A 26,066-nucleotide genomic window follows, 5' to 3' on the forward strand; every position below is an offset into this window, starting at 1 on the left:
AAGGAATCTTGCATTTTCACAAAAAGTAATAACACTGACTTCCCTTCCCGAATAAGATACTAGTAGACGGAATGAATAGGAGTGTTCTTATGTATATACTTTACGCTTCCCTACTAAATAATAAGATTCTCGTCCTTAATCTAATCATTACAATTGGTTGCCTTCTAATCCTGTTACTCATACAGTACTTAGCAAATAAAGCACGGAAATATTCCATTACTCCCATAAAAGAATCCCTTACAGCAAGTGATTCCAAAGAAAAGGAATTACCTACTATTGATCTCAATACCATTCGCAAAGGATTACCAGAGGATTTATTGAACAAAGGATTTCTCTACAACGAAAAATACGATTATTTTACAACCATTAAGAATTGTAAACGTCGAGAATATGGTGCTTGTCGACTCTATGATGAATGTGCTGCTCCAATGGGTATCATTATTGATTTGGAGACGATTTATTTCGATTACAACGATAAACATTGGCTTATACAGCTACAAAAGGGGCAGTATGGTCTATCCTGTGGTGGAGAGATCAGTGTCTATCAAACAAAGTCCCCCTCACTTTTTATTCCAGGATATTTTCATGGTACATTCTATGATTCGAATACCGATGATGAGGAACTTTTGCTTTCCTATTCCATCATGCGAGAAAAAGATGTCTTCCTAACAAACAAAGGAAGTACTTGGTGTTTGAACAGTTTTCGATTAGGCAGTTTTTCCGAACCCGAGGCATTGACTATGCACATTCGAATCACCTTTCCTTTCCAGTCCATGTGCCACGCCTGCTATAAGGCATTGCTTACATTAGGTTATACAGCTGAAGAGATCACAGTAAGGCAAAATACTTTGTACTTTATCTTTGACACACCAAGATCTCCCCAACCTTTAACACGTAACATTCTAACTACGTATATAATGCAAAAGAACAATTTTTCTTATATTACTGCTTATTCGTATATCACACAGGACTATTGTGATACCTTCGGGAAACTTTCCTATCTAAAGAATTATTTCCCTGAGATGTATCAAGAAATCATTAAAATAGGCACACCGGAAGAAATGTTTGAAGATTACATGCAACTAACAGAATATCAAAAAAAGTTGAAAAATCCTACAAATAATACTAGTACTGATCTTACGCAAACTCCTTAATAATTCGGATTTTCATCTCTTTGGGCATCATAAACTACTTCTCCATTAATAATGGTATATAACGTTCTTGTAAATACCTCCAGTGGATTTCCATTAAAAATGGCAATATCCGCATCTTTACCAATCTCAATGCTGCCAATTCGATCCTCTACTCGACAGATCTTGGCGGCATTGATGGTGATTGCCTTAAGTCCTTCTTCAAAATCAAGACCAAATCGAACTGCAAGACCTGCACAGATTGGTAAGGACTGAATCAACGTAACAGGGTGATCAGTAGTTATGGCAGCCAAAACACCTTCTCGGTTTAAAATTCCCACTGTTTTAAATGCACAATTTTGTACTTCAATCTTATTTCTAGATGCCAAATCCGGGCCAACGATTGCTGGAAAACCTGATTTAACAATCTCTTTTGCAATTAGATGTCCTTCACTGCAATGATCCAGTGTAAGGTCAAGATCGAATTCTTTTGCAATCCGAATAGCAGTCATGATATCATCCGTTCGATGAACATGCGCTTTCATTGGAATCTTTTTTTCAAATACTGGTATCCAACATTCATATCGAAAATTTTCTTCGAATTCCTCGTCATCCTCTTCTGCTTTTTTCTTTTTCTGTATATATTGCTTTGCTTTCGTCAATTCTTCTCGAAGCATAGCTGCAATTGCCATTCTCGTTTGTGGTGATTTCCCTTGCCCGCTATAATTTGTCTTCGGATTTTCTCCAAAAGCAATCTTCATTGCAGCAGGATCTTTCACAATTGTATCATCGATAACTCTTCCATATGTCTTCATTACTAGAAATTGTCCACCAACAACATTAGAGCTTCCCGGTCCTACCATAACTGCCGTGATACCAGCATGAACCGCTTCTGCAAATGCAGCATCCATGGGATTGATGGCATCTAGCGCACGAAGATGTGGTGTGATTGGATTTGATACTTCATTGCAATCATCTCCTTCAAACCCCTTTTTCATTTCTGTAATTCCTATATGGCAATGTGCTTCTATGATGCCTGGCAATACCCAGTTTCCTTTTGCATCGATAACTTCTAACTCTCCATCATCTTCGAACTTGATTGCTTTCCCAATATCTTTTATCTTACCATCTTCGATCAAGATACACCCATTCTCTAAGGTTAATCCAGCCATCGTAAATATCTTTCCATTTTTAATCAATAACATAATCATTGCTCCTTCCTATGAGTAGTATTTCCTTGCTTTGATGTAATATTCTTTTCCATGTAGAATGTGTCACTTCCAGCCTACTTCCACACCTATATGAAGAATGAATATAAAAAAAATGGTAATACTACAAACGTATTGGTATGTAAAAGCCAATTAACATAATAGCAAGGAGGCGATTCTATGAAAGCTACCGTCGATCAAGATGGCTGCATTAGTTGTGGCGTATGCGTGAGTGTATGTCCAGAAGTATTTTCTTTCAATGATAATGATGTATCCCAAGCGATTCCAGATGATATCCCAGAAGAATGCATCGAAGCAGCACAGGAAGCTCGTGACAGTTGCCCTGTCAGCGTAATATCAATAGAGGAATAAAAAAAGCAATCTTCAGTCCACATAATAAAGCGGAACTGAAGATTGCTTTTTATTACGATTAATTGGTTACATCTCGAAGTGGAATTTTCCTTTTTCCATAATAGACAATTAATATAACGAATGGAATAACAAATTCCATGATTAAGTTCCACTTTACGATCACAACATGATACAGATACTCCACATCAAACTGGGAACGACATAAAGTCAAAGACAGATAATAGATGAATACTCCAAACGGTACATACAAAAATCGAATCTTTCTAAGAGAACATAGCCATTTCACACAACGTAAGGAAACACTTGCATAGAGACAGATACCAAGAAAGTCGGATAAAAACATCAATACGATCAAAATTGGTTCAAAATGTTCCACAACATTCAATACCGAGATTCCTTTCATTGCAATATAAAATGGAGTAGCTAGGGAACCAGCTGCATGACTTCCCACTAATCCAAAGGTCACGATCGTAACCAATAAAACAACAAGGATAAAAGCAAGTACCGTAGCCCCTAAAAATCGAGCAAACAACTTCTTACTCTTACTATGATCTTTAATATTATCACCATATAACAAAAGTAAGAATAAATTACCTGAAACAGCAAGTACATAACCTGCCTGTATGCATAATTCAGAAAAACTCATCTGATTTGGTTCTAGTACATAATCCAACCGTACATTAGGAAAAGAACTGACAACATAAATCAGGATAATGATCAGAATTGGTACCAACACAAACTCCGCAAAACGAAATATGGTTCGAATTCCTTTTTGAAATGCATAGAGTACCAAAAGTCCCATAACGATAAACAACAATTGTACTCTTGTATTTGCTAAAATGGAGTTTTGTAGATTCCACGTATACTGCCATAGTTTTGTAGTTAATAAGGTCATTGCCCAGATTCCATAGAATAGTATAATTCCTTTTGCAACAGGACGACCAAACAAATCAATTAAAATCTCATAGAAATTCTTGTTGGGGCATTCATAAAGGAATATTCCAACTAAAACCGCCAACATAATTATCGCAATTAAAGATAAACCAATACTTATAATTGCACTGCTTCCATTTCCAACTGCAAGTTCAGAGGGAATAACGGTTAACATGGGTGTAATTGACACAACCAAAAACAGATAAAACAATTGGCGAAATGTGATTACTTTTTTCATAAACACACCTTACCTTTCAAACAGGATTCTGCACCAACATAGGACTCCATCACACTATTTCCATAAGGATTTCCGGTATATAAGATTCCTAGAATGATTGCCGCCAAACTAAATACCAAAAAAAGATAGAGTTTCTTCTTATCTTCCAATAACTCTTTCCCCGTTGTTATTAACGTAGCAATGATAATAATTACAAAAACATACAACATACCTTATCTCCACCCTTCCAAAATATTTGATTTTGTTATACGTGATTCAATGGTAAAATCAAATTTTGTATATTCAAAATAATCATCCTGGTGATTTGAAAGAGCTGACCATATAGTTCGATTTTTTTCCAACTTTTCACCCAAACGAAAAGCATCCACATGAATCGTTTGTACTGCCAATACCGTTTGATTTAATAGTTCTAGCATATACTTGGTCTGTTCTTTTTTTATCTTCTGCCGCAAAGACTCATCAACCGTTTGTTGTTCATAAGGAATACTTCGTAAAACACTATCAAATTGTAGCTTTACTCTTACCTGAATACAATTTGATTGAAGGCTAGGGCTTACTTCCGTCTTTACACCATGAATCATGATACCCGTTCCATCTGGTAAAGCAATGCTACAATTTTTTACGATTCCTTTTATCAGATCAATTCCAAGACTCGTATCCTCATCAAGATAAGCAATGAGCCGATTTTTCAAAAATGCGGTATAGCCTCCAACAGTGAATTTCTGTTCTTTATATAGCAAATAAGGTATAATGGTACTTTCTCTTCCATTTTCAATTTCTTCAAAAAGCCAAAGAAGTGTATTTTCGTTTCGTGTAATACGGTCCAATTGTTTCTCTACTAGTGCCTTTAGATCATCTTGGATCATAATCTCTGCTTCCTTGGCATCTTCCATTACAAGTTTTGCCTGATCTTCCTTAATTACATATAAAAGAGCATTTACCTTAATGGTTTCATCATTCATCAAGTAATTGACGATATTTTCAATGCCCTTTTTCGCTGCACCTTCCCCTAAAAGATAGTAATTGGTGTAAGCAAAAGTAACCTCTTTTTTGTCATCTTTCTTTAGTTGATCGAATGCTTCAAATAACGTATTTCCACGGGCTTCCATCGTCTCTATTCCTTCATTAATCGTATCAGCTCCACCAATTCCATATAGTGCAGTCAATACATATTGCTCTTCTTCATAATCAATTCCAAGGACTCGGATCATATCAATCTCATTGACTTCTTTCTTGTTAAAGTCCTGGGTGCAACCGCCAAGCATACCACACATTAGTAAAAGGGCGGTTATTAATAAATATCTCTTCATAACTTCCTCCTACTTCTGCTTTCTATGATTCTTCTTCGCGATTCCTTCTGGGCGATACTTGAAAAATCGAACAGGATATCGAAACAGGGTATCCTTGTGGGATTTTGATTCTGCAGCCACGAACGGTGAAAGATATGCCACGCCATAGTTATCCAAACTACACAAATGTAGTATAAGGACAGCTACAGAAAACATAATTCCAAGGAACCCTGTAAACGTTGCAACAATGGCAATGAGGAAACGTAGAACTCTTACTGCATTCGCCAAATCCTGATTGGGTAAGGTAAACCCTGCGATTCCTGTAAATGCAATTACAATTACAACGCCAGGAGAGATTAGATTAGCAGCTACTGCTGCCTGGCCTACAACCAGTCCACCAACGATGGACATTGCTTGTCCTACCGTCTTCGGTAATCGAAGTCCCGCTTCTATTATAATTTCAAATGATAGAAGAAGTCCGAACACTTCCACCGCAGAGGAGAAGGGGACATTCTGCTTGGCATTCTGCAAGGATAGTGCTAACTCCACTGGCAACATCTCTTGTTGAAAGGTCGTTATGGCTATATAGAGTCCTGGCAGTAATAACGTAAGGATTAAAGCAAAATAACGAATGGTTCGTAAACAGCTTCCAACAATGCAATTTTCTGCATAATCTTCAGGTGACTGCATTAACATTGGTAACTGACAAGGCAAGATATAGACAAATGGCATTCCATCTATGATCAAGGCAATTCTTCCATCTGTTAGGTTTGAAGAACAACGATCGGGTCGTTGTGTATACATGATCTGTGGAAAGATGCTGCTTCTATTTTGTACAATGAACTCTTCTATAAAAGCAGGAGTTGGGGTATTGTCAATGTCAATTTTATTAATGGCTTTCTTCAAGCGTTCCACATTCTCAAGATCAGCAATGTTACTCAGATAAGCAATGGCTATGTCTGCACGATTCACCCGTCCAACTGTCATTTGTTCGATTACAAGATAACGGGACCGAATCCTTCTGCGAATCATTGCTGTATTGGTCCGAAGTACTTCGATAAAACAATCCTTCGCCCCTTTCACTACGCCCTCATCTGATGGTTCTGCTATGGAACGTTTATCAAATCCACGAGCATCAAAAAGAATGGCTACATGCAGATCATCAAAGATCACACCAGCCATACCACTCATTACCCCTTGTATGAGCACAGACATATCGGTTACTTTTGTCGCAAAGTCATGATAAGCCATACCAGACAGCATGGCTTCCATCACTTCTTGTTGATTTTTACTTTCTCTTATTGTTGCGTTTTCTGCAAAGGGACGTAATATCGTCTGGTCGAAGATGGTATCATTCACCAAACCATCTACGCAAAATATGTGAACAGGCACTTGATATGTCGCTGTTTTTATCTCACGAACTAATACATCACCACTTTTTGCAAATAAATCTGATAGATATTTCGATTCAATTAATTGTGGCAAAACCGTTCTTCCTTTCCAATGAATTATTCTTCATTCATTTTGCCAGAAAAACGGTTTTTTTATTCAAATGCTAAGGAAAAATATCCTTCTTTATATGGAATTTTAAAATTAGACAGGATTACTTGTTTTTGTAAGTCCTCTTTTTCATAAGAAAATGGTTCTGTAATTTGACAAAAATCCCAAGATCGAGATTTTGAAATCTGCTCTATGCAAGCAAATAAGCGTTCTCTTGGCATGGTGTGTTCACGAACATAAAGAACTCCCTCATATTCTCTTACCATTGCAATATACATGTTATCAATAAGATATGTCTTACCCCCAGTAAATGCATTTTCTTTTATGGCATAGGCAAGAAGCTCTGTTCCCCATTCAACATAGCCAGGACGCCCCAATGCCTGGTCACGAATTCGTTTATAGCAAGCTGCATCTTGTTCTGTTAATTCTTGAATTGACAAATCTGCTACTAGCTGTAAGCTCTGCTTCCTAGAGACCTGCGCTACCTGCAACTCTTCTTGTACTTGGATAGAACGTGTAACCTCTTCCCTTGTCATTCGATAAGATTGCTTATACAGGCATGGTTCATAGCCATTTTTTTTATAGAATAAAATGAGTTCCTCCGTAGCCGGTTCTAAAAAAGTAGCAAAATCAGACCAACTATTTGCATATTCCAGTAATTTCGAGCTATACTGTTTTCCACGATATTCTGGTAATGTAGCAACTGCATACACATAATAGCTTTTCTTTTTCTTCCCCATAAGTTCCCATACATACGCAGGCATTAGCGTAAGCATGGAAACTGGTTGTTCCTCTTCAAGATAAACAAGGGTTGTTTGTTCCGAAAAATATTCCTGGAAAAAAAAATTAATATAAGAATCTTCATCTCCAAAGCAGATGCTCCATATCTTTTTTAATTGTCCAATCATTGCCTTCGTTGCAAATTGAATCATTCGTTTCCCTCTTTTATGGTTGCTGTATATTTATCAAACAATAGATCTGGATAGTAGGATAACTTTGCTTTTCGCAATCCTTCTTCTCCCATATCTTCTTCTCGATTTACATATTCATAGTCTTGACAATTATTCAAGACGAATTGTTGGTTAATCATAGGGTAGGCACCTTGAATGTCTGGAAATGCTTTCTCAATATGAACAACCATCGTATCATTGGTTAATGGTTCTCCAATGGTATAGGCAATTACCTTCCCATCTCTTCGCAATAAACCACCTATTAAATTGAGTGTGAAGAAATTCCGAAAGGCACTTGATACAGCACACGCTTCCAACTGCAAACTTTCATCACTATCACAACCATACATTGCACACCACTGTTCATTCATCGCCATGCAATCAGCAATGTTTTCTTTTGTAATGTCTTCATAAACCCAATTTGGATTATCCTTAAATCGAGCAATATGGTTTCTCTTCCCATGTAACTTCTTTCCTGATAAAGTAGTAAGTCGCTCTGTCTTATAGATGTAGTCGCTCTCTTCCCTTGGCGCTGTAAATGTAAATACACCAGGTAAAGCTTCTTCTATTCTTGCAATTTCTTGTTCTGGTATTCCACGTAAATGAAATGGAATCTCTCTCTCTTTTGCATCCTGCATCAATGCTTCTATAACAGGTTTAATATCCCCTTCCCCTAATGGGTACGTATAACGTAGTTGCTTATCTAAACCGCTTTTCAGACAATAAAACCCGTTTACGTCAGCAAATTCAATGTGATTTGGATGTCTCCATATATAATTATTAACAAAGGAATAATCACAGCTTCTAATCTGTGCTTGTTGGATTCTTTTATTAATCCATTCCCGATCCTCAAGGGTTATTTTTTTAAATTCGACCATAATGTGCTCCTTCTTTTGTTTTATCTATCCAATATATTTCCCAACTAATGTAGAATCATTCTATAATGAAACTTCCACTTTTATCAAAATAATTTTTCCATATCCGTTTACTATTTCATTTATACATTGATAGTTATCTATGCATAGTATACGTAGTATCCATATGTTTTGTCAACACTATTCTATTGCAATTTCTTGTTTTTCTTCATTTATTTCATTCCATCTTATGTAATTCTATGGTTTATCCCCACAAAAAACAAGATATTGCAAGTATTCATTTTTTATGACACCTTTTCCATTTATTTTCATATATATATAATGTAAACAATTATAAAGGAATGAATATAACATGTGTAGATGTAACAGATGCAACTCTTGGGATGAAAGTAATTTTTTTGGATTAAATAATACAAATTGCCGTGGTCGTCGTAGTGGTTCCTGTAACCGTTTCGGATGTTCTTTTGGCTGTGGATGCAATAGAAATTCTCGGTGTGGTTCTGGTCGCAATTTTGACTGCGATGACTTTGGTCGTTGTGGAAGAGGTCGCGACGATGAATTCTGGAATGGCTGTGGCAGATCTTCTTGTTCTGATTGGGGTTGGGGTCGCAATTGGAATGGCTGCTCAAGATGCGATTGCGATAATTAATCACTTTTTTGTATAATATAAGCCAACAGTGGGTATTCTTTACCACTGTTGGCTATATTACTTTCGATTATAAAGTCTTTTTCTCCAGTAATCGGAATTACAATCAAATTTTGTTACTAATCATATAATGATTTATAATAAACTATTGGAGGTAATTCCATGTGTGGTATTGCAGGTTTTTGTAATTTTGATGAAAATTATAGTTGCAGTCAAAATAAATACATCAAAATCTTAAAAAAAATGGCGACCCAATTACACCGACGTGGTCCTGATGCAAGAGGACATTATCTATCCAAACATTTTGGGTTGGCCCATGCAAGGCTTTCCATTATTGACCTAGCTGCAGGAACACAACCAATGTATCGAACAGTTGATGGATACACCTATGCCATCAGCTATAATGGAGAACTATACAATACAGAAGAATTGAGAAGAGAATTGTCTATGAAAGGTTGGCATTTCTATACCCATTCTGATACAGAAGTCATCTTGATCGGTCATATTCAATATGGACCGGCCTTTGTAGAAAAGATGAATGGAATCTTTGCCTATGCCTTCGTTAACGAAAAGGAACAGTCAATTACTCTTTATCGTGATCGATGTGGAGTAAAACCTTTATTCTATACAATATTTCAAGGCGTTCTTCTTTTTGGTTCTGAAATGAAAGCGATTTTTCAATATCCTGGTTATGTTCCTTGCTTGGATTCTAAGGGACTGAATGAAATCTTCAGTATTGGTCCAGCCAAGACAAGTGGTTCAGGTATCTTCAAGGATATGAACGAACTACTTCCTGGACATTACTTATATTATACAGAAGGGACTTGTAAGCAAACCTGTTATTGGAAATTAAACAGTCTTCCCCATACCGATTGCTACGAAGATACCATTGAAAAGACACGCAGTCTGGTGATTGATTCTATAAAACGACAGATGGTTTCCGATGTTCCAATCTGCACATTTCTCTCTGGTGGCGTTGATTCAAGTCTGGTATCAGCCGTATGTAACAAGGAATTACAGAAACAAGGTAAAGTGCTACAGACATATTCCTTTGATTTTGTTAATAATGAGCAGTATTTTCAGTCGAATCCTTACCAGCCTGCCAGTGATAAACCTTATGTTACCCAAATGGTTCATTATCTTGGAAGTAACCATACTTATTTGGAATGTGATAACTACACCATGGCTGATTGTCTCTACGATTCTGTAGATGCTAGAGATTTACCTGCAATGGCTGATATTGATTCCTCTATGCTTCACTTTTGTCACCAAGTAAAAGAACATAATAAAGTCACCTTAACCGGGGAATGCGCAGACGAGATTTTTGGTGGATATCCATGGTTCCATAAACAGGAATGCTTTGACGCAAACACATTTCCATGGTCCATGGATCTCACCATTCGAAAATCCGTCCTATCCGATTCCTTCCTATCCGAATTAAATATGGATGATTACGTGAATCATGCTTACCAAACTTCACTGGCACAAACCCCACGTCTTGCAGAAGATACCAAAGAAGAGGCAAGACGTCGAGAAATTGCTTACCTCAATCTTCGTTGGTTTATGCAAACACTGTTGGATCGCATGGACCGTACAAGTATGTATTCCGGACTAGAGGCTCGTGTCCCATTTGCTGATCACCGGATTATCGAATACGTCTGGAATGTACCTTGGTCAATGAAATACCGTAACGGTATTGCGAAAAACCTTCTCCGTGAAGCAGGACGTGGATTACTTCCAGATGAAATCCTATTTCGTAAAAAAAGTCCTTATCCTAAAACCTATGACCCTGCATATGAACAGCTTCTTCGCCATCGAATTATTGAGGTAATTGAAGATTCCACTTCACCGATTATGCAGTTTCTTGATAAAACCAAAGTTTATATTTTTCTAAATAGTCCTTTTCATTATGAACAGCCATGGTATGGGCAATTGATGGCTGGCCCACAGATGATTGCTTATCTTCTTCAGATCAACTATTGGCTAAAGAAATATCATATACAGATTCTATCCTAGTTAATACGGGTTCCCCCTGCTCCATACAAGCAAACGATATATTATGGAAAATTTTCATGGCTAGGTCTTCCTTCCTAGCCTTTTCCAACTTAAGAATTTCCACTTTCCTATAATATATCTCTCCAAACTTACCTATGAAAATGAGACACTCCACCACTGGATATGAAGGCCACGTAGAGCATTATAATCGTTTTTCAAAATTTCCTGCTATGGATAAATCCTCCTGAATTACAATAAATGCATTCTCATCGATCTCTTTCACCCGTTTTACAAGCTTTGAAACTTCATATTTTGATACGGCTGTATAGATGATATTGGTTTCTTCTCCTGTAAATGCACCTTCTCCTTTCCAACAAGTAGCTCCACGAACAATTTCACTCGTAATTATTGTTCGAATCTTTGAAGATTTTGTAATAATCAACGCAGTTGTCTTGATATTCTGATAATGACTCTTGTCAATTACAATCGACATCACCGCCATGAATATAACAGAATAAATTACAATACTGATATCAAATAGTAATGCACATACGCCAAATACAAATATATTAACAATGATGGATAGTTTTCCTACACTAAAATCATCATATTTCTTCGCCATATAGACACCAAGGATATCTTGTCCACCACCTGAACCGCCTGCTCGTAATGTTAGTCCCACTCCAAAACCACCAATGATTCCTCCAATCAGACAAGCACCGATAATATCGGTTATGATCGGTTTGGAAGGCGCTGTGATTACGACAAGAAACAAAGATTGAAACGTAACGCAGACTACCGTTTTGATAAAGAAGTCTTTCCCGAGACTTCGATATGCAAGAATAAAAAGCGGAATATTAAGGATATAATAGAATGCACCTGCTATATCAAAATTGCCAAAGTTCATACCTACGTAATCCACTAAAATAGTTCTAAGAATCTGACCAATCCCAATAAATCCTCCTGTATATAGTCCGAGAGGTACAATAAAAACATTGATTCCTATGGTTAATAAAGCTGTTCCCGTAATGGCGAGGATATAGCTTATCACCAAATCACGTTTTCTTTTCTCCATTCTAATCACCTCATTTTCTACACTTCTCAACATACTATTCCCTCTAAGCCTGAAAAATATGCGAGGGATAGAAAAAAGTGTACTTCGTACACAAAAAAAGAACGATCTTTAAACAATCGTTCTTTTCCTTTATTCATATGAAATGTAGTCTTATTCCTACTGTTCTAATACAAAATAATTGCAAATTGTACGCATTCCTTATACCACCACACAGAAACTAAATGCTTTTCAACATGTTCATCACTGGAGTAGACATACTCAATTGACTATATGCCTTTTGTGAGGCATCTTCTTGTTCTGTACCATCGTTCTCATCGCCAAACATGATCTCAATCATCTTCAAATAATCGTCCATTGAAAATAACTCATCAAGCTTTTCTTCCAGTTGAGCAAGAGTTGTGATACTTTCCTGTATCTCCACTGGTTTCGTAGTGTTCACTGGTACCGTTGTAGAATTGATAGCGGTTTGTGGCTGTGTTCCATTCGTAGACTTACTAGTTGTATCTGATGTTGTAACCGTTACATCCGAAGCATCTAGATTCTGCTTATAATACTGCATTACCTTCACTACATAATTCTGCGTCTCTTTGAATGGCGGAATTCCACCATATTTTCTAACATTTCCACTACCTGCATTATATGCTGCCAATGCTAACTTGGTATTCCCGTCGTATTGATCCAATAACTTGGATATGTATTTGGCACCACCCATAATGTTTTGCTCCGCATCAAAAGAATCCGTTACACCTAATTCTTTTGCAGTAGCAGGCATCAGCTGCATAACCCCTTGAGCACCACTTTTGGATACTGCATTGGGATTAAAATTCGATTCTTGCTTAGCAATCGCTTTAAGAAGGTCAATGCTTACATTATACTTGTCCGCTGCCTTTTGAAATATATCTTCAAGTGTAACTTCTTTTTCAGAATTCAAATAGCTATCGAATGATGTTTTCGTAGCTTTACTTGTTGCTTTTACTTTACTAGACTGATTCACAACTTGATTGGTTGTTGTAACGTTATTTACCTGCATTATATACCTCCGGTAAGATTTATTAACAAGATTACGTACCTTTTTTCCTTTATCTCATAGCTAACTTCATTATAACAACTGCACCAATTCAATGCAATATGTAATATGTCTTATTTATAACGGTTCAGAATCAAGCACTCTCTGTGTTTTGGGTCTGAACCGTTATCTCTTGTTTATTACGGTACAAATCGATAACCAACCCCATAGACCGTAATAATATGCTTTGGTTTACTGCGATCTGCTTCAATCTTCTGTCGCAGTCCTTTGATATACGTATCAATGCTTCGATCGAACCCATCAAATTCTCCCTGTAATGCATAATGAATCAATTGTTCTCTGGTAAAGACACGATTGGGTGCAGATACGAATGTTTCAAAAAGCTTATATTCTGTCGGGGTGAGATGTACCTCCTTTCCTCGTACCAATACTTTGCGCTCCTCTGCATCATAGACTAGATCATTCAGAAAAACTTTCCCTTTATCTCTTTGTTTCGTCCTTCGTAATACACTTTCTATCTTGGCTTCTACATAATCACAATGAAATGGCTTTTGAATATAATCATCAGCACCACTTCGCAGTACCTCGATGATCTGCTCTTCCTCCCATCTCTTTGCCAAAAATACGATGGCTACACAATATTTTTCATAGATTCTTTTACAAAGTAGGATTCCTGATTGATCGGGTAAATCCATCTCTAAGATTACAAGATCCACCTTCTCTCTACACAGTGCTTCCCATGCACTTGTCCCATCACATGCTTCTAGTACCTTATATTCCTTTTCTTCCAAATAGACACGTAATTTATCACGATCCTCACCCGATTCATCCACAATTAAAACAACTTCATTCCTTTTCCTATCCATTCCTCTTTATTGTCCCATGTCCTTTCATAAGTATGATAACTTTACGCATTGCGCCAATTGCTGTATAAAAAGAGAACTCTTTCACACGCCCATGATCCTAACCATTTTTGCTATTCGTATTCACCAAAAAAGAAGCCTTGATACATGCACTTACATGTATTAAGGCTTCCCTTCTTTCTATACATTTTATACAATTCGTCGAATGGCTTTAATTGGACGATAATTAACATTCGATATAATTATACCGGTCCGTGGTGAACTTGCATGAACAAGTTTTCCATTCCCAATATAGATTCCTATATGTCCAGAATAGGCAATCAAATCTCCTGGCTGCGCCTGTGAGATGCTTGCTACTCTTCTTCCAGCAGAAGCTTGTGCTCCTGATGTTCTTGGTAAAGAAATTCCAAATTTTCGATACACACTTAACACGAAACCCGAACAGTCTGCTCCATTTGTTAAGCTCGTTCCTCCATATACATAAGGATTTCCACGGAATTGTGTAGCATAATTTGCAATCTTTTGCCCTAAGGATTTATTCCCCGTTGCTGTTGTTCCACTTGAATTACTTGTGGTATTGCTGCTATTGGTTGATGTACTACCACTTGAAGCCGTTCCACTTGACGTTGCTCCATTTGAAGAAGGGCGTCGTCCTGTAGTTTGGTTCTGCGCTGCTTGTTGATTCGCTAATGCTTCTTGTCTTTCCTGCTCTGCACGTCTTTCCTCTTCTTCTCTTTGTAATCTTGCCTGTTCTTCTTCTATAGATTCTGCTTCTTCATTTTCCGTATAGACATTTACATAGTCGGCTGATACGTAACCCGTATGATCATCGGTCTTAACTTTGATCCATTTTTCAGATTCTTTCTTAACTGAAAGGACTTCTCCTTCTCCTACTAATGTAAGTATTACTGCATCTGCTTTAGCTTTTTCACGCAATTTTAATGTTGTGGTCGTAACAATCGCTAGACGTTTTCCTACCTCATCAGCCTTTTTTCGTGCTTTTTCTCCTGTGAGAACATAATCCCCTTTCACGTAACCTGTAACTGATCCTGAAGTAATTTTATACCAGCCATTTTTTTCTTTTAGAATGGTTCCAACTCCATTTTTATATAACTTTCCAAGAATCTTGCTATTCTCATCGGGTTTGCTTCGGACGTTCAGATAGTAATTCACATTTGCTAGAACGATTTCTTCTTTTTTCTCTAACTCACGTACTTTTGCTTCCCTCACTGCTAATTCCTGATCCGCTTCTTCTTCTAACATTAATGCTTCCTCAACTAATGTAGCATTATTAAAAGTAAGACTGATATCCTGAACTCGAATCTCTTGTTCTACAATCTTTTCCATATCTTCTATAGAATAATCTGTTACCGATTTCGTTTTATTTTCTTCAGCTTTCGCTATATTGGCATATGTAGCAGTATTGCTCAAAATAATACCTGCTGCAGAAATGATCCATATTTTCTTAATAATCATTTTCATACTTAACTCCTATTAAACTTACTGTAATAACTTTTTAAATGTTACAATTTTGTTACATTGTATTACAGAAATGTGGGATAATTGTGGTGATTGCTACTAGATGAAGATATTACCAACAGGCGCTCCCCCTTGTAAATCTTACGAAATTCTTATATTTTACCTTTTTGGTTACTTTTTCCTTTTTCCTTCTTGACAGCACCTATACATTGTTCTATAAATAAACTAGTAATACTATCGCGTATTATGTCGTTAAAGAAAGGGGTATATTATATGAAAACAATGCTAAAACGAAACCGCTTTTTGGTTGGTTTGCTGCTGCTTTCACTATGTTTGTTTACCTGTATCTATCCAATGAAACATAGCAATGCCGCAACCAATTCAAACTTCACAATTGAAGATGGTGTTCTACTTCATTACAATGGAACCGCTTCAACAGTAACCATTCCTTCTAATGTTACATCAATCGGAAAACGCGCCTTCTATGATAACACAAAATTAAAGAAGATCATTATTCCATCCACAGTAAAAAGTATTGATGAAGAAGCATTTTCAGGTTGTACGAAACTTACTACTGTTAAAATGAGTAGCAATGTAAAGAAAATTCCATACCGTACGTTCTATAATTGCTATTCTTTATCTTCCATTACATTACCTGCAAATTTAACTTACATAGGAGAAAATGCTTTTTATTACTGTAGGAATTTAAAGAAGATTACGATACCTTCCAATGTTACTACAATAGGAATCGGTGCATTTTCAGAATGTTATGGGCTTCAAACAGTAAGCATTCCAAGTAATAGCAAATTAAAGACCATTTCTCGTTATACGTTCCGCTTCTGCGAAAGCTTAAAAACGATCACTTTACCTGCTTCCTTAGAATCTCTTGGAAAATCTTCTTTCGAGTACTGCTCTAACCTAAGTAAAATTACAATACCAAGCAAAGTTACCTATATTCAAAAATCTACATTTAATAGTTGCTATCGTTTAAAAACTGTAAAAATCCTAGGGACAGTAACAAGAATTGGCTCGAATGCCTTCTCTTATTGTAATAAGTTAACGTCCATCAATCTTCCAGAAGGATTACAATATATTGAGGACAGTGCTTTTTATAATAACAATAAGCTGACATCAATCACATTACCTACCACATTGAAGGGGATTAGTGACAGTGCATTTTCTTATTGTTCTTCATTAAAGAAAATTACCGTTCCATCTGGAATTACAAAGATTAATCGTAATGTATTCACTGGTTGTACATCTTTAACAACAGTTGCTCTTCCAGAAACTGTTACGACGATTAAAGCCTATGCATTCAGCGATTGTAATAAATTAAAAGAGTTTACGTTACCTGGAAAATTAAAGACCTTAGAGGATTATTCACTTTCTGGACTTTCCTCTTTACCTACACTAGAAATTCCTAGTACTGTTACTACTATTGGTGCTGGAGCATTTTCTGGTTGTTCCAAATTAACTACAATCAATCTTCCTGAGAATATGAAGAGCATTCCAAATGCTTTACTAGACAATTGTACTTCACTTACTGAGTTGACAATTCCTAGCTCTGTTACATCGATCGGTTCAAGTGCATTTTATAATTGTTATCAACTAAAAACACTTACGATTCCAAATTCCGTTAAAACGATTGGTGATAATGCTTTCTATTCATGTACAGGAATTACTAAGATTACATTACCAAATACGTTAAAGAGTCTAGGGACTTATGCTTTTTCAAACTGCACAAGTTTGGCTTCGATTAAGATACCCGCTTCAATCAAAGTGATCCAAGAAGGGACCTATGACCATTGCCGTTCATTAACAAGTGTTGAAATTCCAGATGGCATCACACAGATTGATGATCGTGCCTTCTACTATTGTGCTTCATTAACAGAATTAACGGTTGCTGATTCTGTAGAAACCATTGGTTCAAGCGCATTCACTGGCACCAAATGGATTCAACTTGCTGAAGAAGATAATATGGTAATTACAGATAATGGAATCCTAATCAAATACACTGGTACAAAATCATCCCTTACGATTCCAGACAGCGTTAAATCAATTTCCGCTTATGTATTTGATAATAATACATACTTAACAAAAGTTGTTGTTCCTGATTCCGTGACTCAAATTGGAAAATCTGCATTTCGCAATTGTACCAATTTAACTTCCATTAAGCTTTCATCCATTTTAGAGAGCATTGGAAATCGTGCCTTCCAATACTGTACCAGTCTTACAACTGTAAAACTTCCATCCGGATTAAAATCAATTGGTTCATATGCTTTCCAATCTTGTAATGTTATGAAGACGATTACTCTTCCAAATTCCATTACTACCATTGGAAATGGTGCATTTAGCTCTTGTGAAAAATTACAAGAAGTAACACTACCAAACAAATTAACACGTTTGAATGCCAATGTATTCAGTTACTGTGACTCCCTAAAGAAACTTACGATACCAGCAACTGTTACTTCAATTGATGCACGATGTATGTCACTCTCCTTTATGTCACCAACAATTTGTTGCGTAAAAGATTCTGCTGGATACGAATTTGCTGTGAATAATAATCTTAAAATCACATTAATCGACAAATAAAGAAACATTCAATACCAATACAACGAATGGTATGTCCTAAACATAGATCCATTGCATCCGCTAAAGGCGTATGGCAATCCGCTCTATTAATAAAAGGTGCTGTACAAAACAGTGTGAATCATTAACGATTCCCTATTTTGTAACAGCACCTTTTTCATGATTGCTCGTTTAGGATAATAGTACGGTAATCATCTTTTCAAAATAATACTCTCGTTTCTTCTGAAAAGCCCGTTCCATTTTCTTTAGATTTGAATCCGAATGTTCGACTTCCCTTGCATAATGATGGGCAATCTCTACTATATCAGCAAATGTTACTTTACCTCTCATCTGCCATCTAGCTTGACACAACTCCTGTATATAGATTGGACTCATTATTGCTAATTTCATCTTACTATATACATTCTCATCATAGACTGCACCACAAAAATATGTATACAGAAAATAGATATAGAGTTGTTCCCATTGGATTTCAAATGCATTGTTCAACTCTTTATTCTTTTCCATATAGGATAAGAACTTCTTTCGTTTTCTAACATAAGCTGTCAACCCATTCCCATAAAGTTCACGGTACGCATCCTTAATCCAATCCTTCCAGTCTTCACGCAATACCTCCAGATGAAACAACAAGCCCATCTGTTTTTTAATTACAGCAAATCGCTCTTTATCCTGGCCTTTATAAGCATTGAGTTTATTAACTAGATAAGCTACAATCCGCTCTGACTTATAGCGATTGATCAGTCGATCCATTGTATCATATTCTTGCTTCTTAATTCGATTCTGTAAGTCATGACTAAACGCAAAACAGATTGCAGCACGTACATGAACTGGCAGCATCCGATTTTGCATCGTTCCAATCATACAACTTCTTGCATCTACAAGCTTCGTATAAAGAAGGAAGTTAAACTCATCAAAATCTTCCTCATCCACCTCTTTGTGGTTCTCTTTTTCTATAAAACGAACCCGTTCTTTATGTCCCAAGAGGATTCTAGCCACTTCAGGGCAAGATAACGCCAATGAGAGATCTCTCACACCTTCGTATTCCTCCTCATGTCGGGGATATTTCTTACAAGTCTCACATAGCAGTTCTGGACCTAGTTCAGAATAGATTTCACACAAATTCTGATCATTTAAGAAAGCACAACGACCTTCATATTGCTTAAAACAACTTTGATGAAACTGTATAGAATTATGAAGGCAATTTCCAAAACCACCTTTTACCGCTCTATATTTTTGAAGTGTTTTTGGGTCGATTACAATTTCCCAACCAGCACAACAAGAATCTTCACATTTCCCAGCAATACATTGAAATTGCTCATAATAGTCTGGTACTGTATAAAGCATACTGATTTCCTCCACTTACAATTTACTAGCAACTATCATACGCTTCTTTTCACGATTTATCAATTATTTTCTGAATATACATTTGCATACTTCTAGTAGTCCATATGCATTTACCAAAATATTATTCGTCCATCGTTCCAAGGATAACGATACCAATTACACAGATTATGATCATTGCATAATGTTTTACGGATAATTTTTCTTTTAGGAAGATACGGCTCCATAACACTGATGCTACACAATAAGCCGAGATCACTGGTGCAGCAGCAATTGCATTGGCACTAACAGCGAAGATATAGGCGAACTGTCCCGCTGTTTCAAAAATTGCTGCTGTAAACTTTGGAGCCTCTCGTTTAATGGTTAAGCGTTCTTTCTTAATTCCTATCACATAGATACCTGACAGGATTCCCAAGAATAAAAATGTTAATTCGTATGCAACATTTGCTGTATTCTCATTTAATTTTTCGAGAACAATACTATCTGCTAATGTTCCCGCTGCATCAATAATACAATATAATACAGGGAGTAATATAGCCAGCAAACTCTTTGTATATCTTACATTGGCAACGCTTTGTCTCTTCGCACGTAAATCTTCATCTTCTTTCATCTCAACAATTCCAAGACCGACTACACCGATACATACCAAAAGCACTGCAATTGTCTGCAGGGTATTCATTCTTTGTCCCAAGAATAGAAAACACCCCAGTGCTGCCAATGCTCCCGACGAGTTACAAATTGGTGATGATATTGATAATTCAATATACCGCAATCCAATATACCCCATGGTCATTGAAACAATATATAAAAGGGACACTGGCAAATACGTAATAAAATCTCCTATTGTTATAGCGGTACCTTGAATGAAGATTTCATACATTGCATGTAAACCCATAACAATTCCGACTGCCATAACCATCTTTAAATGACTATGCTTATCATCCGGTTTCGATCCAATCTTACTGAATAGATCCGATCCACTCCAACATAATAATGCAATAATAGCTAACCAAAACCACATGTTCTTATCCTCTTTTCTATATTTGAATCCAAGGATTCAAAAAATCTAAAACCAATTATACAAGATATTGTTGTAAAAAAGAACCCCAAACCAAAAGAAAGCTTACTGATAAAAAAGCTACTGCGTATATCATATTTTCATTGATATATGCAATAGCTTTTCCTGTTTTTACTTGTTTATTATAAAATACAGATTCCTAATCATTTAGAGAAAGTTTGAATTTTGCTACCATTTCGCGAAGTGCTTCCGCTTGTGCAGTTAACTCTTCTGAAGCACCTGCACTTTGTTCCGACACTTTGGACTGTACTTCAATTACTTTAGAAATTTGTTCAATACCTTTTGAAACCTCCTCTAATGCAGTTGCCTGCGTAGATGATGCTTCTGATATTCCTTCTATGTTTTGTCCAAGTTCTTTTGCTTTTTGCACGGTTTCAAGCAATTTCGTAGCGGTCTTATCCACTTCTATATTTCCTAATTCCACTGCCTTTAACGATGCATCAATAAATATTGTGGAATTATTGGCTGCCGTTGCACTCTCCGCCGCAAGTTTGCTTACCTGGTCAGCTACAACAGCAAATCCTTTTCCTGCTTCTCCAGCACGTGCTGCTTCAATTGATGCATTCAATGCCAAGAGATTTGTTTCATCTGCAATCCCTTCAATGGTCTGTATAATCTGAGAAATCTGTTTTGAAGATTCTGAGATATCATTCATAGCTGCAACCACTGCCTGCATCTGTTGATTGGAATGATTTAGTTCTTCAGTCATAACGATTGCTAAACGTTCTGCGACGCTTGCATTACTTGCTGTTTTATCTACTTCTTCAAAAATATTCTCAATCGTGGCTTGTAATTCTTCAATAGAACTTGCTTGATCTGCTGTACCTTCTGCAATGACTTGTGCTGTCGAAGCCACTTGCTGTGAACCGCCTGCAACAAGGTCCGCTGACAGATTGGTTTGTTTCATAAACTGGTTCAGATTGTTTAGAATATTCTCTATTGAATCTTTTATGGTAGCTAGTTGACCAACATAGTCATTTTCAAGATTAACTGATAAATCTTGATTTGCTATTTTATTCAAAACATCATTTACTTCACTGATCATATTGTTAAGATTTTTCTTCATTAAATTAATTGATACAACCATTTCTCCGACCTCTGTTTCGTCTTCTGCCATATCAAAATTCTCAGAAAAGTTTCCAACCGCAATATGCTCCATCTGTGTCTTTACTTGTACAATTGGCATCAGCAATTCTTCTTCAGAGAAACGGACAAATTTACTGCTTAAAATTGACAAGATGCATAAAACAATTACTACATCTGCGATTGACCAGATATTTAAAAAGTTTGATACTTTAATTCTAGAAGAAAAGCGTTGATCAACTGTATCCGCTAATTTATTAAGATTTTCTTCCAGGCTCGTACACATGGAGGTATAATCTCCATCACTGCTCTTCGCTATTGCACCTGCTATATCACCTGATCCAGCAAGTTGAATGATTTCCTCATTTTTTGTCACTATTACTGCATATGTATTCTCTATTTCTTCAAATATATTCTTTTCATTCTTATGTAATCCTAGATTTAACAACTTGCTTTTAGCAGTTTCAATTGCTCCTTTATCACCATTGATCGATGTATATGCATCTAAAAATGATTGATCTGGGCTAGATGCATAGCATCTAACTTGGTACAGCATCTTTTCAACTGCAACTTGATACTCCTTAATTGTTTCCCCCGTTTTATACTGATTTTTAAAATTTTTCTGCAAAGCATTACTCTGTAAAATCAGCAAGAGCATCATGAATAGACCAACAACAATAACAACCTGAATACCTCTTTTTTTACGCTTTAAACGTATGGATTGTTTCATACTTTTCTTACCATTTTGTTTCTTCAAATAAGTACCCCCTTTGTAATTCACAATGTTTCATATGTTTCTTAGATCTGTAACTGGAATACATAACACGAACAGTTATTATAGTACGCACAAATCCTATAATAGTAAATTATATTTCAACTCAAATAGTTATACAAGTATTATTTGTAATTTATTCATTATTTTTGTCATTTTATAATATATTTTTATTTAATAGAACTATAGATACTTTTCTTATCAAATTGTAAATATAGTTGCAATAATAACTTTAATTAGATGATTTAGAAATATTATTCCATATTTATCATAAGTTGATTGACTATTCCCCAAAAATTTGTTAAAATTTATTATATTTTGTAGTTTTTGTCACTACTTTTTATTCATTTTTTTCTATTATTAAGACTTACTCGATTAAACGGAGTTGATTCATCAGCCAGCGAGCAAGAAGAATATTCTCTATTTTCCATGTAATCTAAATTATTGATTAATGATGTACTTGCACTAGATACAAGTACAAGTTCGCATTCAGATCTGAATATCAGCTCAGTTTTTATTACAAGGATGTTAGGGTCCCAAAACATTACGACCTATGTATCATAAATTAGGAAAGGTGCGATATTATGACAGAATCTTTACATGATCTTTATTTACAGATTATTTCTGAAGGAACCATTCACAAGAATGCTTTTGATGAAATTGCAAATAATCCAGGAGAATATAACAAGAATCTCCTCTCTCGAATCCTCACCCAAAACAAAGATACAGAATTTGGTAAGCGATACAATTTTGATTCGATCTCTAATTTTGAACAGTATAAAAAACAAGTTCCTATTACCCATTATGTTGATTATGAACCAGATCTAACGAAAATGATTCAAGAGGGCACAACAAATCTAATAACAAGTGAGCCCATCCATCATTTTATGGAATCTTCTGGTACCCAAGGGAAGGCAAAATATCTTCCACTTACTGATGGTGCAAAAGAAATCATTCACACCTTGTCCAAACAGCTCTTTTCTCGAATCTGTGATCTCATTGGTGATAATTGGACATACAACAAATTACTTCTTTTAATTGTTCCGGCTGAACGAACACTCTCTGCTCATGCAGACCGTAATTCTCTCTCTACAGAGATGTTTATTGGAATTTTTGAAGAACATATCGAACAATTCGTTGTTTCTCCTATGGTCGCATATGAGAAGGGAAAGCTAACAGATACGCAGTACCTTCATGCCTTCTACTCTCTCTCTAATCCAGATATGTGTTCCATCTTCTCTCCATTTATGTCTTTCATCCTTGAGTTCTTTCATTATGTAGATGCTCATAAAGAGGATTTACTGAAAGCAATAGAAGAAGGTGTGATTGATCCTTCTCTGCAATTATCTGAAGCAGATTATGCCTTATTAGCAGAACAGATAAAACCAAACAAAGCAAGAGCGGATGAACTACGTGCCATCTTCGAGCAATATCCGAAAAATTGGCCTAGTAAGGTGTGGCCGAAATTAGAATTAATCATTAGTACTGGGAGTGGCAGTTTTCTTGAATGTACAAAAGTTGTTCGCCACTATATAGGGCCTACCGTGAATATTATGGGGCTTGGATTTGGTGCTTCTGAATGTGTGTTCTCCATGCCTGTTACAATGAATGATAATGATGCTGTTCTTCTTCCACATACTGGGTTCTACGAATTTCTCCCATTAGGGGAAGAGGATTATTCTAAAACATGTACTTTAGAAGACTTGGAAGTGGGAAAAAGCTACGAGATTCTTGTTACAACTATCTCCGGTCTCTATCGCTACCAAATGCGTGATGCGATTACCGTAACCGGATACTACAAAAATACGCCGAAGATTCTGTTTTCCCATCGAATTGATCAAACAATCAATATCTTTGGCGAAAAAACTTCCGAACTTTTGTTACGAAAAATAGCTTATGATACTGCTGATTCCTACCACCTTTCGATTCATAACTTTAGTGTTTATCCAGATACAACCAATGCTCCTATGCGTTATGTTTTTTTTATTGAATTTACAGAAAAAACACTTCCTGTATCAAAAGAAACCATAGAACAAACACTAGAAGAAAATTTACGAAAAGCAAATTTTCTCTATGCATTTTTCTCAGATTCTGGAAAACTCGGTGCATTGAAATTACATATTCTCTTGAAAGGTTCTTATGTAAACTACAAGCAAAGTTTACTACAGGAAGGAAAGAACATTTCACAAATTAAACCTGTACGCATCATATCCAGTAGTAAGATCAAAGATTTCTTTTACCACCATATTGATCCACACTATGAAGATTTTGCTCTGTAGTAATCGTAATTAAGCACGCGTACTTCTATAAAAAGCTTCCCCTAATAATATATCCTTTCCTTGATCGTCGATCAATTGATATATCACTAGGGGAAGTATATTTTAGAAAATATTAATTTATCTTGCAATTACATGCAAACTTCCTACCATTAAGGTATCTTAAAGCATTGCAATATCTTCTAACAATTGTTTCACATTCTCTTCTTTTGTTGCCCAACTCGTACAGAAACGAACAGCACTTGTATGTTCCGATATTTTACACCAATCCGTGAAGGAATACTTCTTTCCTAATTGTTCTAATGCTTCATGGGATAGGATTGGAAATTGCTGATTTGTGGTAGAATCATAGAGAAAAGATACGCCTTTCTTTCGAAAAGCATCTTTTACCTGCATTGCGTATTCCACTGCTTTTTTCGAGATTTCCATGTATAAATCTTCTTCAAACAACGTCTCAAATTGAATGCCAAGAAGTCGTCCTTTTGCTAATAATCCACCTCGTTGTTTCATATGATACCGAAAATCTTTCTTTAATACATCATTGCGAATTACAATTGCTTCCCCAAATAATGCACCAACTTTCGTTCCACCAATATAGAACACATCACTACATTCGGTGATATCCTTTAGTGTAACATCATTCTCACAAGAAACTAACCCATAACCAAGTCTAGCCCCATCAATGAATACATAGATTCCGTGTTCCTTCGCTACTTTCTTGATTGCATATAACTCCTCTTTGCTATAGATCATTCCTGTTTCTGTTGGAAACGATAGATAAACCATCGCAGGCTGTACAACATGTTCTCTGGAAGAATCTTCTTTATGTGCAACACAAATTTGTTCCACTTGCTCTGCATGAATCTTCCCATCTGTACTAGGGATCGTTAATACTTTATGACCTGTAGCTTCTATTGCTCCTGTTTCATGACCGTTGATATGTCCGCTTTCAGCTGCAATAACCCCCTGATAAGAACGAAGGGCACTTGCAATTACCGTCATATTGGTTTGTGTACCTCCAACTAAAAAATGTACATCGATATCTTCATGTTCACATTTATCTTTAATTAATTTTCTTGCTCGTTCACAATGTTCATCCATTCCATACCCCGGGGTTTGCTCCTCATTCGTCGCTATGAAACGTTCCAAGATCAATGGGTGTGCGCCTTCTGCATAATCACATTCAAATCGTATCATTTTCCTGTCTCCTTTTATTGTACGGTAGTGTCAAATTTTACTACCTTTTTTATTGTATAAACCTCGATTTTATGGGAGTTTGCAATAAAAAGAGCAATGACCTCCCTTTTTGAAGTATAATGTAGTCACCACAACAAACAAAATACGAAA

21 protein-coding genes are annotated in these 26,066 nt (G+C 36.2%); 6 read left to right on the forward strand and 15 right to left on the reverse strand.

What is annotated here, in order from left to right:
* Positions 1 to 89: 89 nt before the first annotated feature.
* A complete protein-coding gene (locus tag HBB17_RS17960; RefSeq protein ID WP_167958876.1) occupies positions 90 to 1,154 on the forward strand; it encodes a DUF4474 domain-containing protein in 1,065 nt (354 codons plus the stop codon).
* On the opposite strand, the gene HBB17_RS17965 is transcribed toward HBB17_RS17960, so the two are convergent.
* Positions 1,151 to 2,335: an amidohydrolase gene (locus tag HBB17_RS17965; RefSeq protein WP_167958877.1), complete on the reverse strand. Its 1,185-nt coding sequence runs from the start codon at positions 2,333 to 2,335 to the stop codon at positions 1,151 to 1,153. The two genes, HBB17_RS17960 and HBB17_RS17965, sit on opposite strands and share 4 nt — an antisense overlap.
* Before the next feature lie 183 nt (positions 2,336 to 2,518).
* Here HBB17_RS17965 and HBB17_RS17970 point away from each other — a divergent pair, with 183 nt between their 5' ends.
* Entirely contained in the window at positions 2,519 to 2,710 is a 192-nt protein-coding gene (locus HBB17_RS17970; protein WP_167958878.1) for a ferredoxin, read from the forward strand.
* A 58-nt stretch (positions 2,711 to 2,768) separates the two neighbouring features.
* Here the strand turns inward: HBB17_RS17970 and HBB17_RS17975 are convergent, their stop codons facing one another.
* Genes HBB17_RS17975 through HBB17_RS18000 form a run of 6 tightly spaced genes read right to left on the reverse strand, consistent with a single transcriptional unit; the run spans position 2,769 to position 8,498 of the window.
* Entirely contained in the window at positions 2,769 to 3,881 is a 1,113-nt protein-coding gene (locus HBB17_RS17975; RefSeq protein WP_167958879.1) for a GerAB/ArcD/ProY family transporter, read from the reverse strand.
* Positions 3,878 to 4,090 carry a hypothetical protein gene (locus HBB17_RS17980; protein ID WP_167958880.1) on the reverse strand — a complete coding sequence of 71 codons (213 nt, stop codon included), beginning with the start codon at positions 4,088 to 4,090 and terminating at the stop codon, positions 3,878 to 3,880. Before HBB17_RS17980 ends, HBB17_RS17975 begins: the two co-directional genes overlap by 4 nt.
* A 3-nt stretch (positions 4,091 to 4,093) precedes the next feature.
* Positions 4,094 to 5,191 carry a Ger(x)C family spore germination protein gene (locus HBB17_RS17985; RefSeq protein ID WP_167958881.1) on the reverse strand — a complete coding sequence of 366 codons (1,098 nt, stop codon included), beginning with the start codon at positions 5,189 to 5,191 and terminating at the stop codon, positions 4,094 to 4,096.
* A 9-nt stretch (positions 5,192 to 5,200) separates the two neighbouring features.
* A complete protein-coding gene (locus HBB17_RS17990) occupies positions 5,201 to 6,655 on the reverse strand; it encodes a spore germination protein (protein WP_167958882.1) in 1,455 nt (484 codons plus the stop codon).
* Positions 6,656 to 6,714: 59 nt separating this feature from the next.
* The gene (locus HBB17_RS17995) at positions 6,715 to 7,602 is read right to left on the reverse strand and encodes a GNAT family N-acetyltransferase (protein WP_167958883.1); all 888 of its coding nucleotides are present in this window, start codon (positions 7,600 to 7,602) and stop codon (positions 6,715 to 6,717) included.
* Positions 7,599 to 8,498, reverse strand: a complete 900-nt coding sequence (locus tag HBB17_RS18000; RefSeq protein ID WP_167958884.1) for a DUF2156 domain-containing protein — start codon at positions 8,496 to 8,498, stop codon at positions 7,599 to 7,601. Before HBB17_RS18000 ends, HBB17_RS17995 begins: the two co-directional genes overlap by 4 nt.
* A gap of 419 nt (positions 8,499 to 8,917) precedes the next feature.
* Here HBB17_RS18000 and HBB17_RS18005 point away from each other — a divergent pair, with 419 nt between their 5' ends.
* Positions 8,918 to 9,160, forward strand: coding sequence for a hypothetical protein (locus HBB17_RS18005; RefSeq protein ID WP_167958885.1), 243 nt, complete (start codon positions 8,918 to 8,920; stop codon positions 9,158 to 9,160).
* A 143-nt stretch (positions 9,161 to 9,303) separates the two neighbouring features.
* Entirely contained in the window at positions 9,304 to 11,157 is a 1,854-nt protein-coding gene (asnB, locus tag HBB17_RS18010; protein WP_167958886.1) for an asparagine synthase (glutamine-hydrolyzing), read from the forward strand.
* A gap of 181 nt (positions 11,158 to 11,338) precedes the next feature.
* Here asnB and HBB17_RS18015 read toward each other — a convergent pair whose 3' ends face one another.
* The 4 genes from HBB17_RS18015 to HBB17_RS18030 all read right to left on the reverse strand — a co-directional run bounded on the left by HBB17_RS18015 (position 11,339) and on the right by HBB17_RS18030 (position 15,583).
* Positions 11,339 to 12,211, reverse strand: coding sequence for a YitT family protein (locus HBB17_RS18015; protein WP_207717376.1), 873 nt, complete (start codon positions 12,209 to 12,211; stop codon positions 11,339 to 11,341).
* A 217-nt stretch (positions 12,212 to 12,428) separates the two neighbouring features.
* Positions 12,429 to 13,241, reverse strand: a complete 813-nt coding sequence (locus HBB17_RS18020) for a lytic transglycosylase domain-containing protein (protein ID WP_167958888.1) — start codon at positions 13,239 to 13,241, stop codon at positions 12,429 to 12,431.
* Positions 13,242 to 13,417: 176 nt separating this feature from the next.
* Positions 13,418 to 14,104, reverse strand: coding sequence for a response regulator transcription factor (locus HBB17_RS18025; protein WP_167958889.1), 687 nt, complete (start codon positions 14,102 to 14,104; stop codon positions 13,418 to 13,420).
* Between the two features lie 186 nt (positions 14,105 to 14,290).
* A complete protein-coding gene (locus HBB17_RS18030; protein ID WP_167958890.1) occupies positions 14,291 to 15,583 on the reverse strand; it encodes a C40 family peptidase in 1,293 nt (430 codons plus the stop codon).
* 270 nt (positions 15,584 to 15,853) lie between these two features.
* On the opposite strand from HBB17_RS18030, the gene HBB17_RS18035 reads away from it, so the two are divergent.
* On the forward strand, positions 15,854 to 18,172 hold the full coding sequence (locus HBB17_RS18035; RefSeq protein ID WP_167958891.1) for a leucine-rich repeat domain-containing protein: 2,319 nt from the start codon (positions 15,854 to 15,856) through the stop codon (positions 18,170 to 18,172).
* Between the two features lie 168 nt (positions 18,173 to 18,340).
* Here HBB17_RS18035 and fliB read toward each other — a convergent pair whose 3' ends face one another.
* From fliB to HBB17_RS18050, 3 genes are all read right to left on the reverse strand, one after another.
* Positions 18,341 to 19,513 carry a flagellin lysine-N-methylase gene (fliB, locus tag HBB17_RS18040; protein WP_167958892.1) on the reverse strand — a complete coding sequence of 391 codons (1,173 nt, stop codon included), beginning with the start codon at positions 19,511 to 19,513 and terminating at the stop codon, positions 18,341 to 18,343.
* 121 nt (positions 19,514 to 19,634) lie between these two features.
* A complete protein-coding gene (locus tag HBB17_RS18045; protein ID WP_167958893.1) occupies positions 19,635 to 20,531 on the reverse strand; it encodes an EamA family transporter in 897 nt (298 codons plus the stop codon).
* 196 nt (positions 20,532 to 20,727) lie between these two features.
* Positions 20,728 to 22,428: a methyl-accepting chemotaxis protein gene (locus HBB17_RS18050; RefSeq protein WP_167958894.1), complete on the reverse strand. Its 1,701-nt coding sequence runs from the start codon at positions 22,426 to 22,428 to the stop codon at positions 20,728 to 20,730.
* A 599-nt stretch (positions 22,429 to 23,027) separates the two neighbouring features.
* Here HBB17_RS18050 and HBB17_RS18055 point away from each other — a divergent pair.
* On the forward strand, positions 23,028 to 24,722 hold the full coding sequence (locus HBB17_RS18055; protein WP_167958895.1) for a GH3 auxin-responsive promoter family protein: 1,695 nt from the start codon (positions 23,028 to 23,030) through the stop codon (positions 24,720 to 24,722).
* Between the two features lie 159 nt (positions 24,723 to 24,881).
* Here the strand turns inward: HBB17_RS18055 and HBB17_RS18060 are convergent, their stop codons facing one another.
* Entirely contained in the window at positions 24,882 to 25,916 is a 1,035-nt protein-coding gene (locus HBB17_RS18060; RefSeq protein ID WP_167958896.1) for a threonine aldolase family protein, read from the reverse strand.
* Positions 25,917 to 26,066 lie beyond the last annotated feature (150 nt).

It is taken from the genome of Anaerosporobacter faecicola (assembly GCF_012070565.1).
GTDB classification, from domain to species: domain Bacteria; phylum Bacillota; class Clostridia; order Lachnospirales; family Lachnospiraceae; genus Anaerosporobacter; species Anaerosporobacter faecicola.